This is a genomic window from Kineosporia corallincola (assembly GCF_018499875.1).
In the GTDB taxonomy this organism is placed as follows: Bacteria; Actinomycetota; Actinomycetes; order Actinomycetales; family Kineosporiaceae; genus Kineosporia; species Kineosporia corallincola.
In genome coordinates, this window is sequence record NZ_JAHBAY010000020.1 from 51,255 (window position 1) to 69,779 (window position 18,525).

The 18,525-nt window shown below is 71.8% G+C and carries 18 protein-coding genes; 6 read left to right on the forward strand and 12 right to left on the reverse strand.

What is annotated here, in order from left to right; translation table 11 throughout:
* Positions 1-9: 9 nt before the first annotated feature.
* Together KIH74_RS32920 and KIH74_RS32925 are read left to right on the forward strand one after the other, a co-directional pair.
* Positions 10-1,260, forward strand: coding sequence for a sensor histidine kinase (locus KIH74_RS32920; RefSeq protein ID WP_214160337.1), 1,251 nt, complete (start codon positions 10-12; stop codon positions 1,258-1,260).
* The gene (locus tag KIH74_RS32925; protein WP_214160338.1) at positions 1,233-1,880 is read left to right on the forward strand and encodes a response regulator; all 648 of its coding nucleotides are present in this window, start codon (positions 1,233-1,235) and stop codon (positions 1,878-1,880) included. Before KIH74_RS32920 ends, KIH74_RS32925 begins: the two co-directional genes overlap by 28 nt.
* Here KIH74_RS32925 and KIH74_RS32930 read toward each other — a convergent pair.
* The 7 genes from KIH74_RS32930 to KIH74_RS32960 all read right to left on the reverse strand — a co-directional run bounded on the left by KIH74_RS32930 (position 1,871) and on the right by KIH74_RS32960 (position 8,892).
* On the reverse strand, positions 1,871-2,455 hold the full coding sequence (locus KIH74_RS32930; RefSeq protein ID WP_214160339.1) for an NADPH-dependent FMN reductase: 585 nt from the start codon (positions 2,453-2,455) through the stop codon (positions 1,871-1,873). The two genes, KIH74_RS32925 and KIH74_RS32930, sit on opposite strands and share 10 nt — an antisense overlap.
* Before the next feature lie 21 nt (positions 2,456-2,476).
* Positions 2,477-3,655, reverse strand: coding sequence for an acyltransferase family protein (locus tag KIH74_RS32935; RefSeq protein WP_214160340.1), 1,179 nt, complete (start codon positions 3,653-3,655; stop codon positions 2,477-2,479).
* Between the two features lie 198 nt (positions 3,656-3,853).
* Positions 3,854-6,136 (reverse strand): HelD family protein, encoded by a 2,283-nt coding sequence (locus tag KIH74_RS32940; protein ID WP_214160341.1) that lies wholly within the window; start codon positions 6,134-6,136, stop codon positions 3,854-3,856.
* A gap of 137 nt (positions 6,137-6,273) precedes the next feature.
* Positions 6,274-7,326, reverse strand: a complete 1,053-nt coding sequence (locus tag KIH74_RS32945; RefSeq protein ID WP_214160342.1) for a 1-acyl-sn-glycerol-3-phosphate acyltransferase — start codon at positions 7,324-7,326, stop codon at positions 6,274-6,276.
* 2 nt (positions 7,327-7,328) lie between these two features.
* A complete protein-coding gene (locus tag KIH74_RS32950; protein ID WP_214160343.1) occupies positions 7,329-8,159 on the reverse strand; it encodes a patatin-like phospholipase family protein in 831 nt (276 codons plus the stop codon).
* A 56-nt stretch (positions 8,160-8,215) separates the two neighbouring features.
* Positions 8,216-8,632, reverse strand: coding sequence for a PIN domain-containing protein (locus KIH74_RS32955; protein ID WP_214160344.1), 417 nt, complete (start codon positions 8,630-8,632; stop codon positions 8,216-8,218).
* Positions 8,629-8,892 (reverse strand): hypothetical protein, encoded by a 264-nt coding sequence (locus KIH74_RS32960; protein WP_214160345.1) that lies wholly within the window; start codon positions 8,890-8,892, stop codon positions 8,629-8,631. Before KIH74_RS32960 ends, KIH74_RS32955 begins: the two co-directional genes overlap by 4 nt.
* Before the next feature lie 306 nt (positions 8,893-9,198).
* Here KIH74_RS32960 and KIH74_RS39075 point away from each other — a divergent pair, with 306 nt between their 5' ends.
* Entirely contained in the window at positions 9,199-10,815 is a 1,617-nt protein-coding gene (locus KIH74_RS39075) for a DUF2510 domain-containing protein (protein ID WP_214160346.1), read from the forward strand.
* Between the two features lie 66 nt (positions 10,816-10,881).
* On the opposite strand, the gene KIH74_RS32970 is transcribed toward KIH74_RS39075, so the two are convergent.
* Entirely contained in the window at positions 10,882-11,697 is an 816-nt protein-coding gene (locus tag KIH74_RS32970; protein WP_372492165.1) for an EamA family transporter, read from the reverse strand.
* A gap of 142 nt (positions 11,698-11,839) precedes the next feature.
* Between KIH74_RS32970 and KIH74_RS32975 the strand changes: the two genes are divergently transcribed.
* The gene (locus KIH74_RS32975; RefSeq protein WP_372492166.1) at positions 11,840-12,715 is read left to right on the forward strand and encodes a LysR substrate-binding domain-containing protein; all 876 of its coding nucleotides are present in this window, start codon (positions 11,840-11,842) and stop codon (positions 12,713-12,715) included.
* A 135-nt stretch (positions 12,716-12,850) separates the two neighbouring features.
* Positions 12,851-13,723, forward strand: coding sequence for a DUF2510 domain-containing protein (locus KIH74_RS32980; RefSeq protein WP_214160349.1), 873 nt, complete (start codon positions 12,851-12,853; stop codon positions 13,721-13,723).
* On the opposite strand, the gene KIH74_RS32985 is transcribed toward KIH74_RS32980, so the two are convergent.
* The 4 genes from KIH74_RS32985 to KIH74_RS33000 all read right to left on the reverse strand — a co-directional run bounded on the left by KIH74_RS32985 (position 13,720) and on the right by KIH74_RS33000 (position 17,128).
* On the reverse strand, positions 13,720-14,355 hold the full coding sequence (locus KIH74_RS32985) for a 3-oxoacid CoA-transferase subunit B (RefSeq protein ID WP_214160350.1): 636 nt from the start codon (positions 14,353-14,355) through the stop codon (positions 13,720-13,722). The genes KIH74_RS32980 and KIH74_RS32985 overlap by 4 nt on opposite strands.
* The gene (locus KIH74_RS32990; protein ID WP_214160351.1) at positions 14,352-15,014 is read right to left on the reverse strand and encodes a 3-oxoacid CoA-transferase subunit A; all 663 of its coding nucleotides are present in this window, start codon (positions 15,012-15,014) and stop codon (positions 14,352-14,354) included. Before KIH74_RS32990 ends, KIH74_RS32985 begins: the two co-directional genes overlap by 4 nt.
* Positions 15,011-16,183 carry a thiolase family protein gene (locus tag KIH74_RS32995; RefSeq protein ID WP_214160352.1) on the reverse strand — a complete coding sequence of 391 codons (1,173 nt, stop codon included), beginning with the start codon at positions 16,181-16,183 and terminating at the stop codon, positions 15,011-15,013. The genes KIH74_RS32990 and KIH74_RS32995 overlap by 4 nt, the downstream gene beginning before the upstream one ends.
* A gap of 165 nt (positions 16,184-16,348) precedes the next feature.
* Complete coding sequence (locus KIH74_RS33000) at positions 16,349-17,128, reverse strand: IclR family transcriptional regulator domain-containing protein (RefSeq protein WP_214160353.1); 780 nt, start codon at positions 17,126-17,128, stop codon at positions 16,349-16,351.
* 45 nt (positions 17,129-17,173) lie between these two features.
* On the opposite strand from KIH74_RS33000, the gene KIH74_RS33005 reads away from it, so the two are divergent.
* Positions 17,174-18,505, forward strand: a complete 1,332-nt coding sequence (locus KIH74_RS33005; RefSeq protein WP_214160354.1) for a sensor histidine kinase — start codon at positions 17,174-17,176, stop codon at positions 18,503-18,505.
* Positions 18,506-18,525: the final 20 nt, after the last annotated feature.

Genomic DNA, 18,525 nt, shown 5'->3' on the forward strand with positions numbered 1-18,525 from the left:
TTGCCCACCATGTGGGGAGGGCGCAGCCCGCGGCGGGTTCCGCTGCTCCGGGTCGACGAGGCGGGCCTCGCCGACCGCGGCCGGATCTGGTTGCTCGAGGCCGCGCACGTGCTGCTCGCCGTCCCCAGTTCTCTGGTCTTCGTCCTGATCGTGGCGGGCTGGCCGACGGCCACCGTGGGCGTCGGGTTCCTGCTGCTCCACCTCGCCGTGCCGTCGGCCGCGCGGCTCGGCCGGGTGCACCGCCACCTGGCCGGGCTGGCCCTGCACCGGCCGGTCGAGGTCCGCGACCACCAGCGTCCCCGCGAGCGTGGTGCGGCTCTGCTCTGGGGCGGGCCGCTGACCTGGGTGCAGGATCCGCGGCGCTGGCTCGACCTGGCCTTCGCCGCGTTCGCGGCCACCGGGGGCCTGGTCATGTCGGCCATCGTGGTCGCCCTGCCGGCCGGGGTGATCGCGCATGTCGTACTGCCGTTCGTGTTTCCCGGCCTGTGGTGGATGGTACTGCTGATCCCTCTCGACCTGGCGCTGTGGTGGATTCTGGGGCCGGTGCTGTGCACCGCCCGGGCGATCACCACGCTGGCGATGTTCGGCAGCTCACGCACCGCCCAGCTGGAGCGCCGGGTGGCCGCGGTGTCGGAGTCCCGGGCCGAGACGATCGACCACTCGGCCGCCGAGATCCGGCGCATCGAGAGGGATCTGCACGACGGCGCCCAGGCGCGCATCGTGTCGCTGGGCATGAACATCGGCCTGGCGGAACAACTTCTGCACACCGACCCGGCCGCGGCGGCGGCGCTGCTGGCCGAGGCCCGGCAGGCCACCACCGACGCGCTGGAGGATCTGCGCGGCGTGGTGCGCAGCATCCATCCGCCGGTGCTGGCCGACCGCGGCCTGGCCGGGGCGGTCGAGGCCCTGACCGTGCAGATGTCCGTGCCGGTCATCACGACCGCCGATCTGCCTGACCCGATTCCGGCGCCGATCGAGACGGCGGTCTACTTCGCCGTCGCCGAGGCACTGGCCAACGTGGTGAAACACGCCGGGGCGCACCAGGCCTGGGTGCGGCTGGAGCACCGGGACAACCGGCTGCGCACTCAGATCGGGGACGACGGGACAGGTGGGGCGTCGCTCGACGGCGGCTCGGGTCTGGCCGGGGTGGCGCGCCGGCTGCGGGCGTTCGACGGCACACTGGACATCGACAGCCCCGCCGGGGGCCCGACAACCGTCACCGTGGAGGTGCCGTGCGCGTCGTCCTCGCCGAAGACCTAGCGCTGCTGCGCGACGGCCTGATCCGGCTGTTCGAGGCGCACGACTTCGAGGTGGTCGCCGCCGTCGACAACGCCAGGTCGCTGCTGGAGACGCTGGACGCGAAAGACGCGGACATCGCCGTCCTCGATGTGCGGCTGCCCCCGACCTTCACCAACGAGGGACTGATGGCGGCGGTCGAGATCCGCCACCGGCGGCCCGCCTTCCCGGTGCTGGTGCTCAGCCAGTACGTCGAACAGCTTTACGCCAAGGAACTTCTCGCCTCCGGCCAGGGGTCCATCGGCTATCTGCTGAAAGACCGGATCACCGACGTCCGTGCGTTCGTCGAGGCGGTGCAGCAGGTCGCGGCCGGGGGCACCGTGCTCGACCCGCAGGTGGTGTCGAGCATCCTGACCCGTGCCCAGCACGAGGCCCCGATGGAGCGGCTCACCGAACGCGAGCGCGAGGTGCTGGGGCTGATGGCACAGGGCCGGTCCAACGCGGCGATCGCGGCCCGGTTGTTCATGTCCGAGAAGGCCGTGGGCAAGCACACCAACAGCATCTTCACCAAGCTCGACCTGCCCCAGGCCGCCGACGACAACCGGCGGGTGCTGGCGGTTCTCGCCTACCTACATCACGACTGAGCAGGCTTGGTCCGCAGCTGGCGGCAGCTGCGGGCCAGCACCTCCAGCTCGACCAGCAGGGCCTCGGCCGAGGCGCTCATCACCTCGCTGGGCTCGATCACCCGCTCCTCGCTGAGGAACTGGGCCACGAACGGGATGTGCACGGCGGCCGCCGCCGGGCGCAGCCGGACCGCGTTGAGCACCGGGTCCAGCGTCGTCACCGCACGGGTGCCGGCCGACACCCCGCCGTAGCTGACGATTCCGACGGGCTTGTTCGCCCACTCCTGCGCCAGGAAGTCGATCGCGTTCTTCAGCGGCGCGGTGTAGCCGTGGTTGTACTCCGGCATCACGAACACGAAGGCGTCGGCCCGGTCCACCTGGGCACTCCAGCGCTTGGTGTGCTCGTGCACGTACTGCTTCAGGCGGGGATGGTTCGGCTCGTCCATGAACGGCAGGTTCAACTCGGCCAGGTCGACCAGTTCCACCGTGAACCCGCCGTGCTTCTCGGCCGCCTTGCGCACCCACTGCGCCACGGGGAGACCGACCCGGCCGGGTCGGGTGCTGGCGACGATGATCTGGAGAACCGGAGTGGCCATGCCACCACCGTATGCCCCGGCTCAGACCCGCGGCCCGCCGACTCCCCCGGGCGGCGCATACCCGATGATCGGCGCGGCCAGCGCCTGCGCGGAGGCTGCCATACCGGCCGGGCCCGCCTCCACCGTCGCCGGGCCCGGCAACGCGACCGTCACCGTCACCGGGGCCACCGGCGCACCGGCCAGCCGGTCCTTCAGCCGCAGCGCGGGCTTCTCGACCACGAACCAGGAGAACACGGTCAGCGCCAGGGTGAGCGTGATCTCCAGCGCGTGCTGCTCCAGGTGCGGGTAGTGGCGGCTCTGCACCGTCATGAAGACCGGGAAGTGATAGAGGTACAGACCGTACGAGACCATCCCGACCGCGACGAACGGCCGCAGCGACAGCAGATCCACCATCGGACCCTGCTTCCGGGTGGCCAGGTGGTGCACGATCATCGTGGCGAACAGCGCGGCCATCGGCAGGCGCCATTCGTAGGTGTCGCTGGTCTCGATGTGCGAGGTGGCGAACAGCGCGGCCAGACCGAACACCCCTGCCCAGGCGACGATCTCGGACTGCCGGCCGCTGCGGGCCAGGCTGTCGCGCCGGTTCAGCAGCACCGCCAGCAGGCTGCCGAGCAGCAGGCCGTCGCAGTGCGAGGTGGTGGCGTAGTAGATCCACAGGAAGCTGTCGGAGTTGGCCACGCCGACCCAGCGAGCCAGCACCACCAGCGCGATCAGCACCACCAGACCGGCGGCCGGCGCCTTCTTCCGCCGGGCCAGCACCCCGATCAGCACCAGCGGCCAGATCAGGTAGAACTGCTCCTCGATCGACAGCGACCAGGTGTGCGTCCAGATCCCGGTGCCCTCGTTCACCCACACGTTGGCCCAGTTGGCCACGTACAGAAGCACACTCGCGATCGCGATCACCGGGTTCAGGGTGAGCTGGTCACGGGCCCAGGTGAACACGAACGGCAGGCTGACGGCCAGCATGAACAGCAGGGGCGGCAGCAGCCGCAGCGCCCGCTTGACGTAGAACGCCTTCAGGTCGACACCCCCGCTGCGTGACCACTCGCGCAGCAGCAGGGCGGTGATCAGGTAGCCGCTGATCACGAAGAAGACGTCCACCCCGAGAAAGCCGCCGTGGGCCGCCGGGGAGGTGTGGAAGGCCATGACGGCGAGCACGGCGAACGCCCGCAGGCCGTCGAGCGCGGGGCGTCGCGACATATCTGTCCTCGGAATCACTCGGCCGGTCGGGAACCTTTTGCAGCCCCACCTGTGTACAGCCTGTCCCGAGGAAATCCGAGATTTTGACGCGTGATTCACAGATCATCACGGGAACGGGCCAGCGGGCCCCCGGTCACGTGACCGAGGGCCCGATTCCCATTGCCGTGCGTGATATTCGAACAAAGGACGACGAAAACCTCAGACCTGCCCGAGGCCTTCCGGAAGATCACCGTGGTGCACCACGGTGAGCCGCTGGGTGGGGCGGGTGAGTGCCACGTACAGGTCGCTGGCGCCCCGGGCCGACGCCGCGATGATGCCGGCCGGGTCGACCACGGTCACCGCGTCGTACTCCAGGCCCTTCACGTCGTCGACGCTGAGCACGGAGACCCGCTCGGCCAGCGAGGCGTACTCCGGTGCCAGCAGCGACTTGCGCACCCGCTCGGACACCTCGCCGGTGACCTCCTCGCGGGCGAGGATCACCGCGAACTGCCCACCGCCGAGCGCCTCGTCGTCGGCGCGCACCGCCGACAGCACGGCCTCGACCACGGCACCCGGCTCGTCGGCCGTGCGCAGCAGCACCGGGTCCCAGTCACCCTCGCGGGCCGACTCGGGCAACCGCACGCTGATGCCGGTGGCCACCAGCATGGCGGCGGCCGGGCCCATGATCTTGGCCGGGGTGCGGTAGTTCACGGTGAGCTCAGCCATCCGCCAGCGGTCCTTGGCGATCGAGTCCAGAGCACCGGCCCAGGTGTCGGCCCCGGCCGCGGAACTGGTCTGGGCCAGGTCGCCCACCACGGTCATCGAGCGCGACGGCACCCGCCGGGCCAGGGTGCGCCACATCATCGGCGACACCTCCTGGGCCTCGTCGACCACGATGTGCCCGTAGGTCCAGGTGCGGTCGTCGCGGGCCCGCTCGGCCACGGTCAGGCTGCTGCCCGAGCTGTCGAACCGGTCGGCCAGCATGTCGGCCGTCATCATCGCCGACGCCTCGCCGGACATCTGGAGCACGCCCTGGGCGTAGCGCACCGCCTCGGCCCGCTCGGCCGCCGCCCGGGCCCGCTCCCGGGCCGCCGTGGCGGTGGCCGTGACGTCGGGTCCGATCAGCTCGGCCACCTCGTCGAGCAGCGGCACGTCGGCCTGGGTCCACGGGCTGCCGGACTCGCGCAGCAGCAGCCGGGACTCGACCTTGGACAGCTTGCCCTCGGTGGCCGCCCGCAGCCGCTTGGCGTCGGAGAACAGCTTGTCGAGGAAGCCCTCGGCCGACAGCGGCATCCAGCGCAGGTTGATCTCGCGCCGCACGTCGACGCTGTCGCGCAGTTCCACGGCCAGGTCGAGGCGGGTCTCCGGGTCGTTCTCCAGCCGGCGCGAACGGGCCAGCTGGCCGGCCAGGTCGTCGAGCAGGTGCTTGACGAACGTGGTGCGGGCCTCGTTGTGCGGCCGGCCGGTCTGCCGGGCCCGCGAGCGGGCCTCCGCCACGGCGGCCGGGCGCAGCGCGATCTGGTCGCCGTCGAGGGTGATCGGAACCGGCTTCGGCAGCAGCAGCTGGCGCTGCCGGACCGCGTCGCGGATCACCCGGGCCATCCGCAGATCGCCCTTGAGCACCGCCGTCTCGGGCCGGTCGGTGGCCGTGGCCTCGACCGACGGGAAGATCTGCCCCGGTGTGGAGAGCACCACGCCGGTCTCGCCGAGCGACGGCAGCACCCGCTCGATGTAGCGCAGGAACACCGGCGACGGGCCGACCACCAGCACACCGCTCTTGGCGATCCGCTCACGGTGCGTGTAGAGCAGGTAGGCCGCCCGGTGCAGGGCGACCGCCGTCTTGCCGGTGCCCGGTCCACCCTGCACCACCAGCACGCCGGTGAGCGGGGCCCGGACGATCTCGTCCTGCTCGGACTGGAGGGTGGCCACGATGTCGCGCATCTTGCCGGTGCGGTGCTCGGTGAGAGCCGTCATCAGGGCGCCGTCGCCGGTCACCGTGGTCAGGTCGGCCGCGTCGAGACCCGACGCGTCGAGCAGTTCGTCGTCGATGCCGGTGACCGTGCGGCCCCGGGTGGCCAGATGCCGACGGCGCGCCACACCACCCGGTGAGGCCGCCGTGGCCTGGTAGAACGCCGCCGCTGCGGGAGCCCGCCAGTCCACCAGCATCTGCTGCTGGCCCTCGTCGGACATCCCGATCCGGCCCACGTAGCGGCGTTCGCCGCCGGTCATGTCCAGACGCCCGAAGACCAGCCTGTCTTCCACCGCGCCCAGCTGGGCCAGACGCTCGGTGTGCAGCGCGTCGAACGCGTCTTTCTCCGCCCGGCCCGCGGGCGTGTTCGACGAGGACGACCGGCGCAGGTCGTCGAGGGTCTTCTCGGCCCGGGCACGGATGTCGTCGAGCCGTCCGTAGAGCACGTCCACGTAGGACTGCTCCAGCGACACCTCCCGTTCGGTGGCGCTCTGAGTTCCACCGGCGGCATCGCCCACGCCGTCGCCTCCCATGCTTGTCATCCCGCCTAGCTCGCCCCGCTCACCCGGCCGGTATCACGCACCGGCCAGCACAAATCGCACCTCCGGTATACCGGCACGACGCGTTCTGTCGTGCCGGACCGGCGCAAAGGACTTACCAGTATGTCTCCTCAGACGGTCTCCTGCTGGCCCTCCGCCACCCGGTTGACCGTGATCCAGTCGTCGATCTGCCGCCACCACTCGAACAACCAGGCGATGCGCTCCTCGCGGGAGGCCGGAACGCTGCCCGCCGGAACCTGCCACCACCGCATCTTCACGTCCATCTCGGTGGGCAGCGCGCCCCACACGTCGGCGACCGTGAGCAGGTGGTCGGTACCCGTGTGGGCGACCCAGACCACGTCGGCCTCGGGCGCGTTCTCCAGCACCGACAGCACCCCGCCCGGGCGGGGCGGCAGCACGTAGCGCATGGCCTCGGCCTTGGCCGCCTCGGCCAGCAGCCCGCGCCGGCGCAGCTTGGCGATGGCCCGGGCGCGGCGCCGGGCGGTGTAGTTGCCACCCTCGGGGAACAGCACCAGAGCGTCGTCGTGGTCGAGGCGCCGCGCCAGCTCGCCGATCTGGGTCTCCACGTCGGGCCCGTTCGCCGGGTCCACGGTGGCCTTGCCCGGGGCGCCGGACCGGATGAACCGGGTGGGCAGCCGGTTCAGCACGATGTCGATCGCCGGGTCCCACTGGAGCGTGTCTTTCAGCACGATGCGCGGTTCCCGGTCGTACCAGTCCATCAGCGCGTGCACGAGCAGGAACGAGTCGCCCGGGCCGGCGTGCCGGCAGAACACGATCAGCGGGCGGTCGCGATAGGCCTCGGGAGCCGGCCCCTCCACCCGCACCCGGACCCGCAGCACGTGGTTGACCATCCAGAAGATCCAGCGCAGCAGGGCGCGCACGCAGAGGTAGTGCCGGCGCTCGTGTTTCGGCTCACGCACCCGGGTGCCGAACCCGGCCGCAACCCAGAGGTAGACGAGCACGAACAGCGCCACCCCCTCGGCCGCCAGGTAGCCGATCACCAGCGTGGTGAGCCGCAGCGGACGGCTGCGCTGGCCCGGGATGACGACTCCGGCCAGGGCCGCGAGCAGCAACGTGGCCGGAGCCGTGACCACCGCGAGGAGACTGACCAGCAGCATCAGTGGGATCAGCAGCAGACGCCGGACCAGGTAGGGCGGAAGCATGCTCAGGCCCGCCCACCTGCCGGGAGCGACTCCAGGTAGCCGCGCGAGGCCTGGTAGGCCTCCTCGATGCGCTGGCGCACCCGCTGGGTGTTGCGGTAGCGCAGGTTGGCGCTGGGGCTGATCACCGAGCCGGCCGGAAGCACCCGCACCGCAACACCTTCGGGCACCGCGGCCATGTCGGCCGCGAACCGGTGCCGCCGGGCGATCTCGAACGCCACCGTGGCCACCTCCCAGGGCCGGCTGGGCACCTTGAGCGGCTGCTCGATGCGGCCGACGTGCAGCACGAAGATCTCGGTGGCGCCGAGCGCGACGGCCCGGCCCACCGGCAGGCTGTTGACCAGCCCGCCGTCGAGATAGTGCTCGCCGCCGATCTGCACCGGCCCGAACATGCCCGGCACGGCGCACGAGGCGGACACCGCCGAGGCCACCGGCCCCTCGGTGAACCAGGTCTCGGCCGCCCGCTCGATGCTGGACGCGCAGCACTGGAACGGCACGGCCAGGTCTTCGATGTTCACCGGTCCCAGCCGCCGCTCGATCAGCGCCCGCAGCGGCTCGATCGAGTGCAGGTGCGTGCCGGTGCTGGCGGCCACCCGCAGCCGCTGGAGCGGGCCGGAGAACAGCTCCCGCCCGCCCAGCGACTCCCAGGTGGCCACCAGCTCACCCACGCAGTCGAGCGTCGGCTCCGCCGCCAGCACGGCGCCGTTGATGGCGCCGACGCTGGTGCCGAGGACGAGGTCCGGCCGGTGACCGGCCTCCATCACGGCGCGGAGCATGCCCACCTCGCTGGCCCCCAGCATGCCCCCACCGCCGAACACGAACGCGGTCTTGCCCATACCTGCCTGCTACCCCTCGTCGGCCGCCGGAACCCGGAAACCGTACGCCCATTCGGTCATTCCAGCGTGTTCAGGTCTGCGACCGCCCGCTGGTCGAGCTCGCTGACCTCACCCAGCAGCGGAAAGGCCGGATGATGGTGCAGCACCGTGAGGTCGTACTCCAGGGCCGTGGCGGCCACGAGCAGGTCGCGCGGGCGCACCGGAGGCCCCGCCCAGGGGCCGAGTTTGGCTTGCAGCCGCACCGCGCGCTCGCCCACCGCCGGCCCGAACGGCACCGAGCGGTACGCCTGCTGCCGGTCGACCCGCATCTTGCGGTAGGCCTGCGGAGTGCCGGCCGTGCCCAGGGCCTCCAGATCGAGCACCGGGCAGGTGTAGAGCACCCCGGCCCGCAGCATCGGGCGCAGCCGGGCCGCCACCTCCTTGTAGTGCGCCAGGCCGATGGCGCTGCTGTCGAGCAGCCACCCCACGTTCATCCCATCCCCCCGTTCTGCCCCGCCAGTGCCGAGAACTGGCCGGACTCGTAGCGCTGGATCTCGGCCGCGACCGCACGCCGCTGGTTGCGATCGCGAATGAGCTCGGCGAGGGCCTGATCGACCGTCGCCGTGTCTTCTGCCCCCAGGAGCCGGGCGGCCTGCCGCAGCAGTGCCAGATCAACCCCCTCGACCGTCATCGTCGCTGTCAGCCGGGCCCCCTCGGGAGCTGACGGCTGACCCCCCTCCCTCTCTCCGCTCATACCCCCATGGTGCAACCCACCACCGACAATTTGCCCTCCCTCCCCGACCCTCACCCTCATCCCGCAGGCCAGAAGGGTTTTCACGATCCCGGACCGGCCCGGCCCAGGCACACCACCGGCGTCCTGCACCGCCTGGAACCCCGCCTGGAACCCCGCCTGCAACCCCGCCTGAGAACGGCCGGACGGCATCGGCTTTCGCCGCCCTCCCGCCGTCACGACGACCGCTGGGGCACGAGTTCTCCGGCAAGGTCAGAAAAGAGCCGAATTCCCGATCACCGCCGATCATCGGCGGCTACTGTTGATGAGGTGAACGGGGCAGAGAGCGACATCGACTCATGGCAAGAGGCACGGCTCATCCCGACCTCGGGCATCAACGGGGGTGAGGAGCAGGAGCGCCGGGCCACCTCCGCCCTGCTGGCCGTCATGGCGTCGGTGAAGGAGTTCGGCCGGGCGCTGACCCAGCCGCTCGGGGCACCGGCGGGCACCGTGCAGACCTTCATCGAGGTGCCGTTCCCGCACGGCGACCGGAAGGTCTACCCGGACGGGCTGATCCGGGTCCGCCGGGGCCAGCGGGAGTGGACCGCCCTGGTCGAGGTGAAGACCGGCACCACCCCGCTCGACCCGGCCCAGTTGGAGACCTACCTCGACGTCGCCCGTGGCCGCGGTTTCGACGCCCTGCTCACCATCAGCAACCAGATCGCCCCCACGGCCGGGCAGCACCCCACCCCGCTCGACCGCCGTCGCACCCGGTCGGTGGCCCTGCACCACTACTCCTGGAGCCAGGTGCTCACCGAGGCCGTGGTGCAGCGCGAGCACCGCGGGGTGGCCGACCCCGACCAGGCCTGGATCCTCGGTGAGCTGATCCGCTACCTGGAGCACGACCGGTCGGGGGCGCTGGAGTTCGACGACATGGGTCGGGACTGGGTGGCCGTGCGGGAGGCGGTGCTCGACGGCACGCTGCGCCCCACCGATCCCGGCACCACCGAGGTCGCCAACCGTTTCGACGCCCTGCTGCGGTTCGCGGGTCTCAAGCTGGGCCGGCGGCTGGGCACCGACGTGGTGCCCCTGCGCACCCGCAAAGAACAGGCCGACCCGGCGCTGCGGGCGGCCGGTCTGGTCTCCACCCTGGCCTCGTCCGGCACGCTGACCGGCGTCCTGCGCATCCCGCAGGCCGTCGGCGCGCTCACCGTCACCACCGACCTGCGGGCCGGCCGGGTGATCTGCCACATCGACGTCGAGGCGCCCCGGGTGGGCCGGCCGGTCACCCGGGTCAACTGGCTGGTGCGGCAGCTCGGCTCGGCCCCCGACACGCTGCGGGTCGAGGTGTTCACCGCCCACACCCGGGCCTCGGTGTCGGCGGAACTGCTCGGCCGGGTGCGGGCCGAGCCCGACCGCCTGGTGCTCGACCCGTCCCGCGAGATCCGTGGTTTCCGGCTCGCCCTGGAACTGCCGCTCGGGCCGAAACGCGGCCGGGGCAAGGGCGGTTTCGCCGACAGCGTGCTGTTCGCGATCGAGACGTTCTACGCCGACGTGATCCAGTCGCTGCGCTCGTGGACCGCCAAGGCGGCCAAACCGCCGCTGCTGCGCCAGGACTCGCACGACGAGCCGGTGGCCGAACGGCTGGTGGCGTCGTCGCTGTCCAGCCAGGACGGCCCGGAACCGGCACCCGCCCGCATCCCCGCACCGGCGCGTCCCATCGACCAGCTCAACCGCGAGGCCGTCACCTGGACCGTCACGCTGCCTGGCCCGCGCGGCCCGTCACGTCGCGAGATCCGCCGCCTGGTCACCGGAATCGAGGGGCAGGACGAGGAGGGCTGGTACGCCGACCCCGACCGGCAGGGCCAGTTGCGCTGGTGGAACGGCACCGGCTGGAGCGAGTACGTGTACGAGGTGCAGGCGGTGGGCGGCCCGGGCCTGCTATAGGCTCACGGCCGCAAAACCAGGCTCACGGCCGCAACTCCAGGCGCGCAGCCGTAAAACCAGGCCGCATCACTCGGCCTGCCCCGATCGCGCCCCCGACCGCTCAGCCCCGATCCCGGCCAGCACCACGCAGGCCACGCCGAGCCCGGCCGTCACCCCCGGCACCTGCCCGAGCAGCAGAAACCCGATCCCGGTGGCCACGGCCGGCTCCAGGCTCATCAGGGTGCCGAAGGCCGCCGCCGTCAGCCGCCGCAGTGCCAGCAGCTCCAGCACGAACGGCACCACGGGCACGAGCACGGCCAGGAACAGCCCGTGCAGCACGTCGTCCCCCCGCAGTTGCACGTCACCGCCGAACAGCGTGGGGAGGGCGACCAGGGTGGCGACCAGCCCGGCCACCGGCATCGAGACCCCCAGCCCGGTCAGCCCCGAGGCCTCGTCGCCCACCCGCTGGGTGAGCAGGATGTACAACGCCCAGCACCCGGCCGCGGCCAGGGCCAGCGCCACCCCGGCCGGATGCACGTCCCCGCTCCACGGCTCGGTCAGCAGCACCACCCCGGCCAGCGCGGGCACCGGCAGCAACCGGGCCCGGCCCCGGCCACGCAGCACCGCCACCCCGAGCGGCCCGAGAAACTCCAGAGCGCTGGCCGTGCCCAGCGGCAGATAGGCGAGGGAGGCCATGAACAGCATCGTCAGTCCCGCCGTGATCACCCCGAGCAGCACCGCGGTCCGGGTGACCGCCTGCCGTCGTGGCCGCACCAGCACGGCGAACAGCAGCCCGGCCCAACCCAGCCGCAGCCATGCCGTGGTCACCGCGCCGATCTCCTCCAGCAGGGGGACGGCGGTGGCCAGGCCGAGCTGGACGCTGAGCACGGCACCGACCGCCATCAGGCTGCCGGTGCGCGCCGAGGAGGCGGAAGTGGGTGGGGCCACGGAGGTCACGGTCACGCCGCCATGGGACCGCCGATGCATCGTCCGTGTCCACGTGCCGATCATGGACATACTGTTCAGGACCTGCGAACAATTGACGGTGGAGACCCGGCGCCTGGAACTGCTGCTCGAACTCTCCCGGCTGGGCTCGATGCGTGAGGTGGCCGAGCGGCTGCGCACCACCACGTCCACCGTCTCGCAGCAGATCGCCGTGCTGGCCCGGGAGGTCGGCACCCCGCTGCTCGAACCGGACGGCCGGCGGGTGCGGCTGACTCCGGCGGGCCGTCGTCTGGCCGCTCATGCGGCCACCATCCTGGCCGCGGTGGAGGCCGCCCGTGCCGACCTGGACCCGGCGGCGGAACCCGCGGGCACCCTGCGGGTGGGCGGTTTCGCCACGGCGATCCGGCGGGCGGTGCTACCGGTCGTGGCCCGGCTGGCCGCCGATCATCCCCGGGTGCACGTGCTGATCCACGAGTACGAGCCGGCCGAGAGCCTGGCCCTGGTCGCCTCGGACCACCTGGACCTCGCGCTGGTCTACGACTACGACCTGGCACCTCGCACCAAAGACCCGGTTCTGCAATGGGTTCCGCTGTGGACCACGCCCTGGTCGATCGGCGTGCCGCAGTCACTGGCGCACGCGGACTCCACCTTTCTGGCCGGGCAGCCGTGGATCGTGAACTCCCGCAACACCGCCGACACGGAGGTGGCGCGAACCCTGGCGTCGCTGGCCGGTTTCGAGCCACGCATCACCCACCAGGCCGACAGCCTGACCCTGGTCGAAGACCTGATCCTGGCCGGGCAGGGCATCGGCCTGCTGCCGGCCGACCGTCCCACGCCGAGGGGAATCACCCTGGTACCCCTGCGAAATCCGCAGGTGCACCTGCGCGCCTACGCCGTCACGCGTCCGGGCCGTTCCGAATGGCCGCCCCTGGCGCTCGTTCTCGGCCTGCTGGATTCCCCACAAACCACTCATTGAGGACGACGAAACACCGAAACCTGTTGCCCCTGTGACTGGAGTGACTCGCTCTCGCCAGTTTCCGCTGGATCGTGCAGACTGCCGGTCCTGACCGGTTGACGCCGGGTAGCCTGATCCGTCATGGAGGGGGCCGGAATGAAGAAGAACGGGTGGCGCGAGCCACGGCTGATCCCGACCACGGGTATCGGCTCACAGGTGGAGCAGGAGCGCCGGGCAACAGCCGCGCTGCTGGCCACCATGACCGCGGTGGAACGGTTCGGGCGAGCCCTGACCGAACCGCTCGGTGCACCGGAGGGCACGATCGAGACGTTCGTCGAGGTCCCGTTCTCCACGGGTGACTCGGAATGCCTGCCGCACGGCGTCATCCGGGTGCGTGAAACGTCTCAGCCGGAGTCCTCCTGGACCGCCCTGGTCGAGGTGAGCACCGGTCCGCGACCGCTGCGCAGCTCCCGGCTGGAGGCGTATCTCGACCTGGCCACCGGGCACGAGATCGACGCCCTGCTGACGATCAGCAACGAGATCCCGCCGGTGGCGGGGCAGCACCCCACACCGGTGGCCAAGGAGAAGCTCGGCCAGGTCTCCATGCTGCACTTCCCGTGGAGCAAGATCGTGGCGGAAGCGGTGGTGGAGCGGGAGGAGTGCGCCGAGCCCGATCCGGTCGCCGCCCGGGTGCTCGGCGAGCTCATCCACTACCTGGAGCATCCGCGTTCCGGCGCACTGCTTTTCGAGGTCGCCGAGGATGCGCCCACCACCCGTCTGCCCCGGCTGGAGGTCGCCGCACCCGACCCGGTCGCCGAGGTGCCGATCCCGCGTGGGCCCGCCCGCCGGGAGATCCGGCTGGCCCTGCGCGAAGACGCCGAGCCCTCGCCGCCCGACCAGCCCGGCTGGTACCGCGACGACCAGGACACCACCCGGATGCGCTGGTGGCAGGGATCGGCCTGGACCGATCACTGGTACGACCTGCCGCCGGCACCGGCGGGAGCCGACGAGAAGCTCAACACGCCCTAGGGCAACAGGGCGACGTCGAGGCGGTCGCGGAGTTCGGTCAGGGAGATGCCGTGTGTCTCCCGCACCCGCACTCCGGCCTCCTCGATGCCGAACACCGCCAGCTCGGTGTACACCCTGCTGACACACCTCCGACCGGTCAGCGGATATCCGCACTCCGGAACCAGTTTCGCGCGCCCGTCCCGGGTGAAGAGCGACATCATCACAAACACCTGCTTGGCCCCGATGGCCAGGTCCATCGCCCCGCCGACGGCCGGGATCGCGCCCGGCTCCCCGGTGTGCCAGTTGGCCAGGTCACCGGCCGCGGACACCTGGAACGCCCCGAGCACGCAGACGTCGAGATGCCCGCCACGCATCATCGCGAAGCTGTCGGCGTGGTGGAAGTAGGCCGCCCCCGGCGCCTCGGTCACCGGGATCTTGCCGGCGTTGATCAGGTCCGGGTCGATCTCGTCACCGACCGCCGCCCGGCCCGTGCCGAGCATGCCGTTCTCGGTGTGCAGCACCACCCCGCTGCCGGGGGCCAGATGGTCGGCCACGGTGGTGGGCTGCCCGATGCCCAGGTTCACGTACGACCCGGGCGGGATGTCGCGGGCCACGGTCGCCGCGAGCTCAGCTCTGCTCAGTGGCCCGCTCATCGCACCTCCACCATCCGGTTCACGAAAATACCTGGGGTGACCACTACTTCGGGGTCGATCGCACCGGTCTCGACGATCTCGGCGACCTGCACCACGGTGGTGGTGGCCGCGGTGGCCATCACCGGGCCGAAGTTGCGGGCGGTCTTGCGGTACACGAGATTGCCCGCCCGGTCGGCCCGATGGGCCTTGATCAGCGCCACGTCACCCCGGATCGGATACTCCAGCACGTAGTCCCGGCCGTCGATGGTGCGCTGCTCGCGCCCCTGGGTCAGCAGGGTGCCGACGCCGGTCGGGCTGAAGAAGGCGCCGATGCCGGCCCCTGCCGCGCGCATCCGCTCGGCCAGGTTGCCCTGCGGCACCACCTCCAGCTCGACCCGCCCGGCCCGGTACAGCTCGTCGAACACGTAGGAGTCGCTCTGCCGCGGGAACGAGCAGATCATCCGCCGCACCCGCCCGGCCGCCAGCAGCGCGGCCAGCCCGGCGTCGCCGTTGCCCGCATTGTTGCTGACCACGGTCAGATCGCCGGCCCCGCCCCGGCGCAGCGCGTCGATCAGCTCGAACGGCTGCCCGGCGGAGCCGAAACCGCCGATCAGCACGGTGGATCCGTCGGCGATCCCGGCCACCGCCTCGTCGGCGGTGGCGCACTCGACGGCGGTCATGCGTTCTCCAGCACGACGGCCAGGGCCTGCCCGACGCCGATGCAGACGGCGGCCACACCCCAGCGTTCGTCGCGTTCGCGCAGCACGGCGGCGAGGGTGCCGACCAGCCGACCGCCGGAGGCCCCCAGCGGATGCCCGAGCGCGATCGCCCCGCCCCGCACGTTCACCCGGCCCGGATCCACGTCCCAGGCGTCCACACAGGCCAGTGCCTGCACGGCGAACGCCTCGTTGAGCTCGACCGCCCCCACGTCGTCCCAGCCGATCCCGGCGCGCTCCAGGGCCTTCGCGGCCGCGGCCACCGGCGCCCAGCCGAACGCCTGCGGCTCGCAGGCGTGGGCCGCGCGCCCGGCGACCCGGGCCAGCGGGGTCAGCCCGAGCAGGTCCGCGGCAGCCTCCGACCCGAGCAGCACGCCCGAGGCACCGTCGCTCAGCGGTGACGCGTTGGCTGCGGTGATCGTGCCGTCCGGCCGGAACACCGGTTTCAGCCCTGCCAGTTCCGCGGCGGTCGACGTGGCCCGCACGCCCTCGTCGCGGGTCAGCCCGGCCACCGGCGTCACCAGGTCGTCGTAGAAACCGTCGTCCCAGGCCTGCTGCGCCAGCCGGTGCGAGCGCAGCGCGAACTCGTCCTGCCGCTCCCGGCTGATCGGGAACCGGTCCCGCAGTTGCTCGTTCGCCTCGCCCAGCGACACCGTCCACTCGGCCGGCATTCGCCGGTTGACCAGCCGCCAGCCCAGCGTGGTGGACACCAGCGAGGCGTCACCGGCCGGAAAAGCCCTGTCCGGCTTGGGAACCACCCACGGCGCCCGGGTCATCGACTCCACACCGCCGGCGATCACCACCTCGGCGTCGCCCGTCTCGATCGCCCGGGACGCGGTGATCACGGCGTCGAGACCCGAGCCGCAGAGCCGGTTCACGGTGCTGGCGGGCACCGAGACCGGCAGCCCGGCGAGCAGACCGGCCATCCGCGCCACGTTGCGGTTGTCCTCACCCGCCCCGTTCGCGTTGCCCAGCACGATCTCGTCGATGCGTGCGGGGTCGAGGGCGGGCGCTGATGCGGCGAGCTCACCCACCACGTGCGCGGCCAGGTCGTCGGGCCGGACTCCGGCCAGCGCCCCACCGAATCGCCCGAACGGCGTGCGCAGGGCCCGGTACACATAGGCGGCGGGCATCCATGACCTCCGAAGTGTTCGCCAGGCGAACGCATGTGCGTTCTGAGAACAGCCTAGGCATGCGAGGAACCACAACGGAAGACGCCCGAGAAGAGAAAGCGAGCCCAGCGCAAGCCGCCCGGGTCAGCGGTCCCGAGTCAGCGGTCCCGAGTCAGCGGTCCCGGATCAGCGGTCCCGGATCAGCGCCAGATCGCGGCCGATCTCCTCGGCGCAGGCCAGCAGCGGGCTGAGCAGGTCCGAGCGGATCTCCTCCACGCTGCGGCGCGTGGTGGTGGAGACGTTCACGGCGGCGACCACCCGTCCCGCGCGGTCGAGCACCGGCGCCGCGACCGAGCGCAGGCCCGGTTCCAGCTCCTCGTCGACCAGGCACCACCCCTGGTCCCGGACCAGGTCGAGCTCGGCCCGGAGCTTTTCGCCGTCCACAATGGTGTGGGCGGTGAACCCCGTCAGACGCACCCGCGTGAGGTATTCGGCCAGCCAGGGCCCGGGTTGCCCGGCGAGCAGCACCCGGCCCATCGACGTGGCGTGGGCGGGGAAGCGGGTGCCGATGCCGATCGCGACAGTCATGATCCGGCGCCGCTGCACCCGGGCGACGTAGACGATGTCGTCGCCGTCCAGCTCGGACAGCGAACTGGACTCGTCGCAGGTGGCGGTCAGGTCGTCGAGGTGCGGACGGGCCAGCGCGGGCAGCGCCGACGACGCCAGGTAGGCGCCGCCGAGCTCCAGAACCCGTGGCGTCAGCGAGAACCGGGCCGTGCGCTGCCGCACGTAGCCCAGGTCTTCGAGGGTGTGCAGGATGCGCCGGGCGGTGGCCCGTGAGGTGCCCGAGCGGCGGGCGACGTCGGAGAGCGTGAGGTCGGCGTGCTCGGCGTCGAAGCAGCGGATCACCGCCAGGCCCCGGGTCAGCGACTGGAGGCTGTCCGCGCGTGCTCCAGGCTCGGTCATGACCACCGAGCCTAGAGCCCCTGACCACCCACGTACGCTGCGGGTATGAGGGGTGGGACAAGTGTGGGCGAGCAGGACTTCACGATGCCGGGGCCGACCGGCCGGCAACAGCGCTGGGACGTCGCGATCGGGCTGCTGGTCGTCCTGGGTATCCTGACCAGTTCCTTCCTCTACCGCAGCGTCACCTCGGAGGGCATCGACGGCCCGCTGCCCTCGGCCCTGGAGACCGTGCTCTGGTCGGTCGCGATCGGCCTGCCGCTGTGCCTGCGCCGCCGCTTCCCGGTGGCGGTCATGCTGATCACCTCGGTCGCGTTCATCGGCATGCAGTCCCGCTACGTGGTCGAGGGCACGATGAGCTCGATCGCGCTGTTCTCGTCGCTCTACACCGTGGGTGCCTGGGGCCGGGACCGGCGGGTGGCCGGGGCGGCCCGGCTGCTCGTGGTGGTGGTGATGTTCTGCTGGCTGGCCTACGCGATCAGCGCCACCGCCTGGGCGGAGACCACCGACGGCGTGGAGTCCGCCGGCCCGGTCCCGGCGCACCTGGCGAGCGCCCTCTACAGCACGCTGATCAACATCCTTTTCTTCGCCGGCGCCTGGTATTTCGGTGACGCGTCGTGGAACCGGGCGCGGGAACAGGAACAGCTGCGGCAGCGCACCCTGGAACTGGCCCGCGAGCGGGACGAGAGCGCGCGCCGGGCCGTGCTGGCCGAGCGCGTGCGGATCGCCCGGGAGCTGCACGACGTGGTCGCACACCACGTCAGCCTGATGGGGGTGCAGGCCGGTGCCGCCCGCCGGGTGCTGGACCGCGACCCGGAACTCACCCGCCGCACCCTCGGCGTGATCGAGGAGTCGGGCCGTTCCGCGGTCGAGGAGATGCGGCGGCTGCTGGTGGTGCTGCGCGATCCCGACGATTCACCAACGGTGGACGACGAAAAGCCCGGTGTTCCGCCCTCACCCGGCACCGACGCTCTGCCCCAGCTCCTGGAGAGCGCCGCGTCCCCCGGCCTGGCAACGCATTTCACCGTGGTCGGCACCCCGGTGCCGCTGACCGCGGCGGTCTCGGTGTCGCTCTACCGGATCGCCCAGGAAGCCCTGACCAACGCACTGAAACACGCCGGGGCGTCCCGGATCGATGCCCGGCTGCGGTATCTCGCCGAGGCGGTGGAGCTGGAGCTGGTCGACGACGGCCGGGGCGCCGGGCTGCCCGGCAGCCAGGGATCCGGGCTCGGGCAGGTGGGCATGCGCGAGCGCGTCGATCTGCACGGCGGCACCCTCGACATCGGCCGCCGGCCGGAGGGCGGCTACCGGGTGCGGGCCCGGTTACCGCTGGTCCGGCACTCCAGCCATTCCGTGAACGACGCAGAGGTGGTCAAGTGATCCGGGTCCTGCTGGCCGAC

What these genes read in the sequence shown, in the direction of transcription:
- KIH74_RS32920 (WP_214160337.1), top strand. Translation starts at nt 10, where the DNA reads ATGTGGGGAGGGCGCAGCCCGCGGCGGGTTCCGCTGCTCCGGGTCGAC.
- KIH74_RS32930 (WP_214160339.1), bottom strand. Translation starts at nt 2,455, where the DNA reads ATGGCCACTCCGGTTCTCCAGATCATCGTCGCCAGCACCCGACCCGGC.
- KIH74_RS32935 (WP_214160340.1), bottom strand. Translation starts at nt 3,655, where the DNA reads ATGTCGCGACGCCCCGCGCTCGACGGCCTGCGGGCGTTCGCCGTGCTC.
- KIH74_RS32940 (WP_214160341.1), bottom strand. Translation starts at nt 6,136, where the DNA reads ATGGGAGGCGACGGCGTGGGCGATGCCGCCGGTGGAACTCAGAGCGCC.
- KIH74_RS32945 (WP_214160342.1), bottom strand. Translation starts at nt 7,326, where the DNA reads ATGCTTCCGCCCTACCTGGTCCGGCGTCTGCTGCTGATCCCACTGATG.
- KIH74_RS32950 (WP_214160343.1), bottom strand. Translation starts at nt 8,159, where the DNA reads ATGGGCAAGACCGCGTTCGTGTTCGGCGGTGGGGGCATGCTGGGGGCC.
- KIH74_RS32955 (WP_214160344.1), bottom strand. Translation starts at nt 8,632, where the DNA reads ATGAACGTGGGGTGGCTGCTCGACAGCAGCGCCATCGGCCTGGCGCAC.
- KIH74_RS32960 (WP_214160345.1), bottom strand. Translation starts at nt 8,892, where the DNA reads ATGAGCGGAGAGAGGGAGGGGGGTCAGCCGTCAGCTCCCGAGGGGGCC.
- KIH74_RS32970 (WP_372492165.1), bottom strand. Translation starts at nt 11,697, where the DNA reads ATGGCGGTCGGTGCCGTGCTCAGCGTCCAGCTCGGCCTGGCCACCGCC.
- KIH74_RS32980 (WP_214160349.1), top strand. Translation starts at nt 12,851, where the DNA reads ATGAAGAAGAACGGGTGGCGCGAGCCACGGCTGATCCCGACCACGGGT.
- KIH74_RS32985 (WP_214160350.1), bottom strand. Translation starts at nt 14,355, where the DNA reads ATGAGCGGGCCACTGAGCAGAGCTGAGCTCGCGGCGACCGTGGCCCGC.
- KIH74_RS32990 (WP_214160351.1), bottom strand. Translation starts at nt 15,014, where the DNA reads ATGACCGCCGTCGAGTGCGCCACCGCCGACGAGGCGGTGGCCGGGATC.
- KIH74_RS32995 (WP_214160352.1), bottom strand. Translation starts at nt 16,183, where the DNA reads ATGCCCGCCGCCTATGTGTACCGGGCCCTGCGCACGCCGTTCGGGCGA.
- KIH74_RS33000 (WP_214160353.1), bottom strand. Translation starts at nt 17,128, where the DNA reads ATGACCGAGCCTGGAGCACGCGCGGACAGCCTCCAGTCGCTGACCCGG.
- KIH74_RS33005 (WP_214160354.1), top strand. Translation starts at nt 17,174, where the DNA reads ATGAGGGGTGGGACAAGTGTGGGCGAGCAGGACTTCACGATGCCGGGG.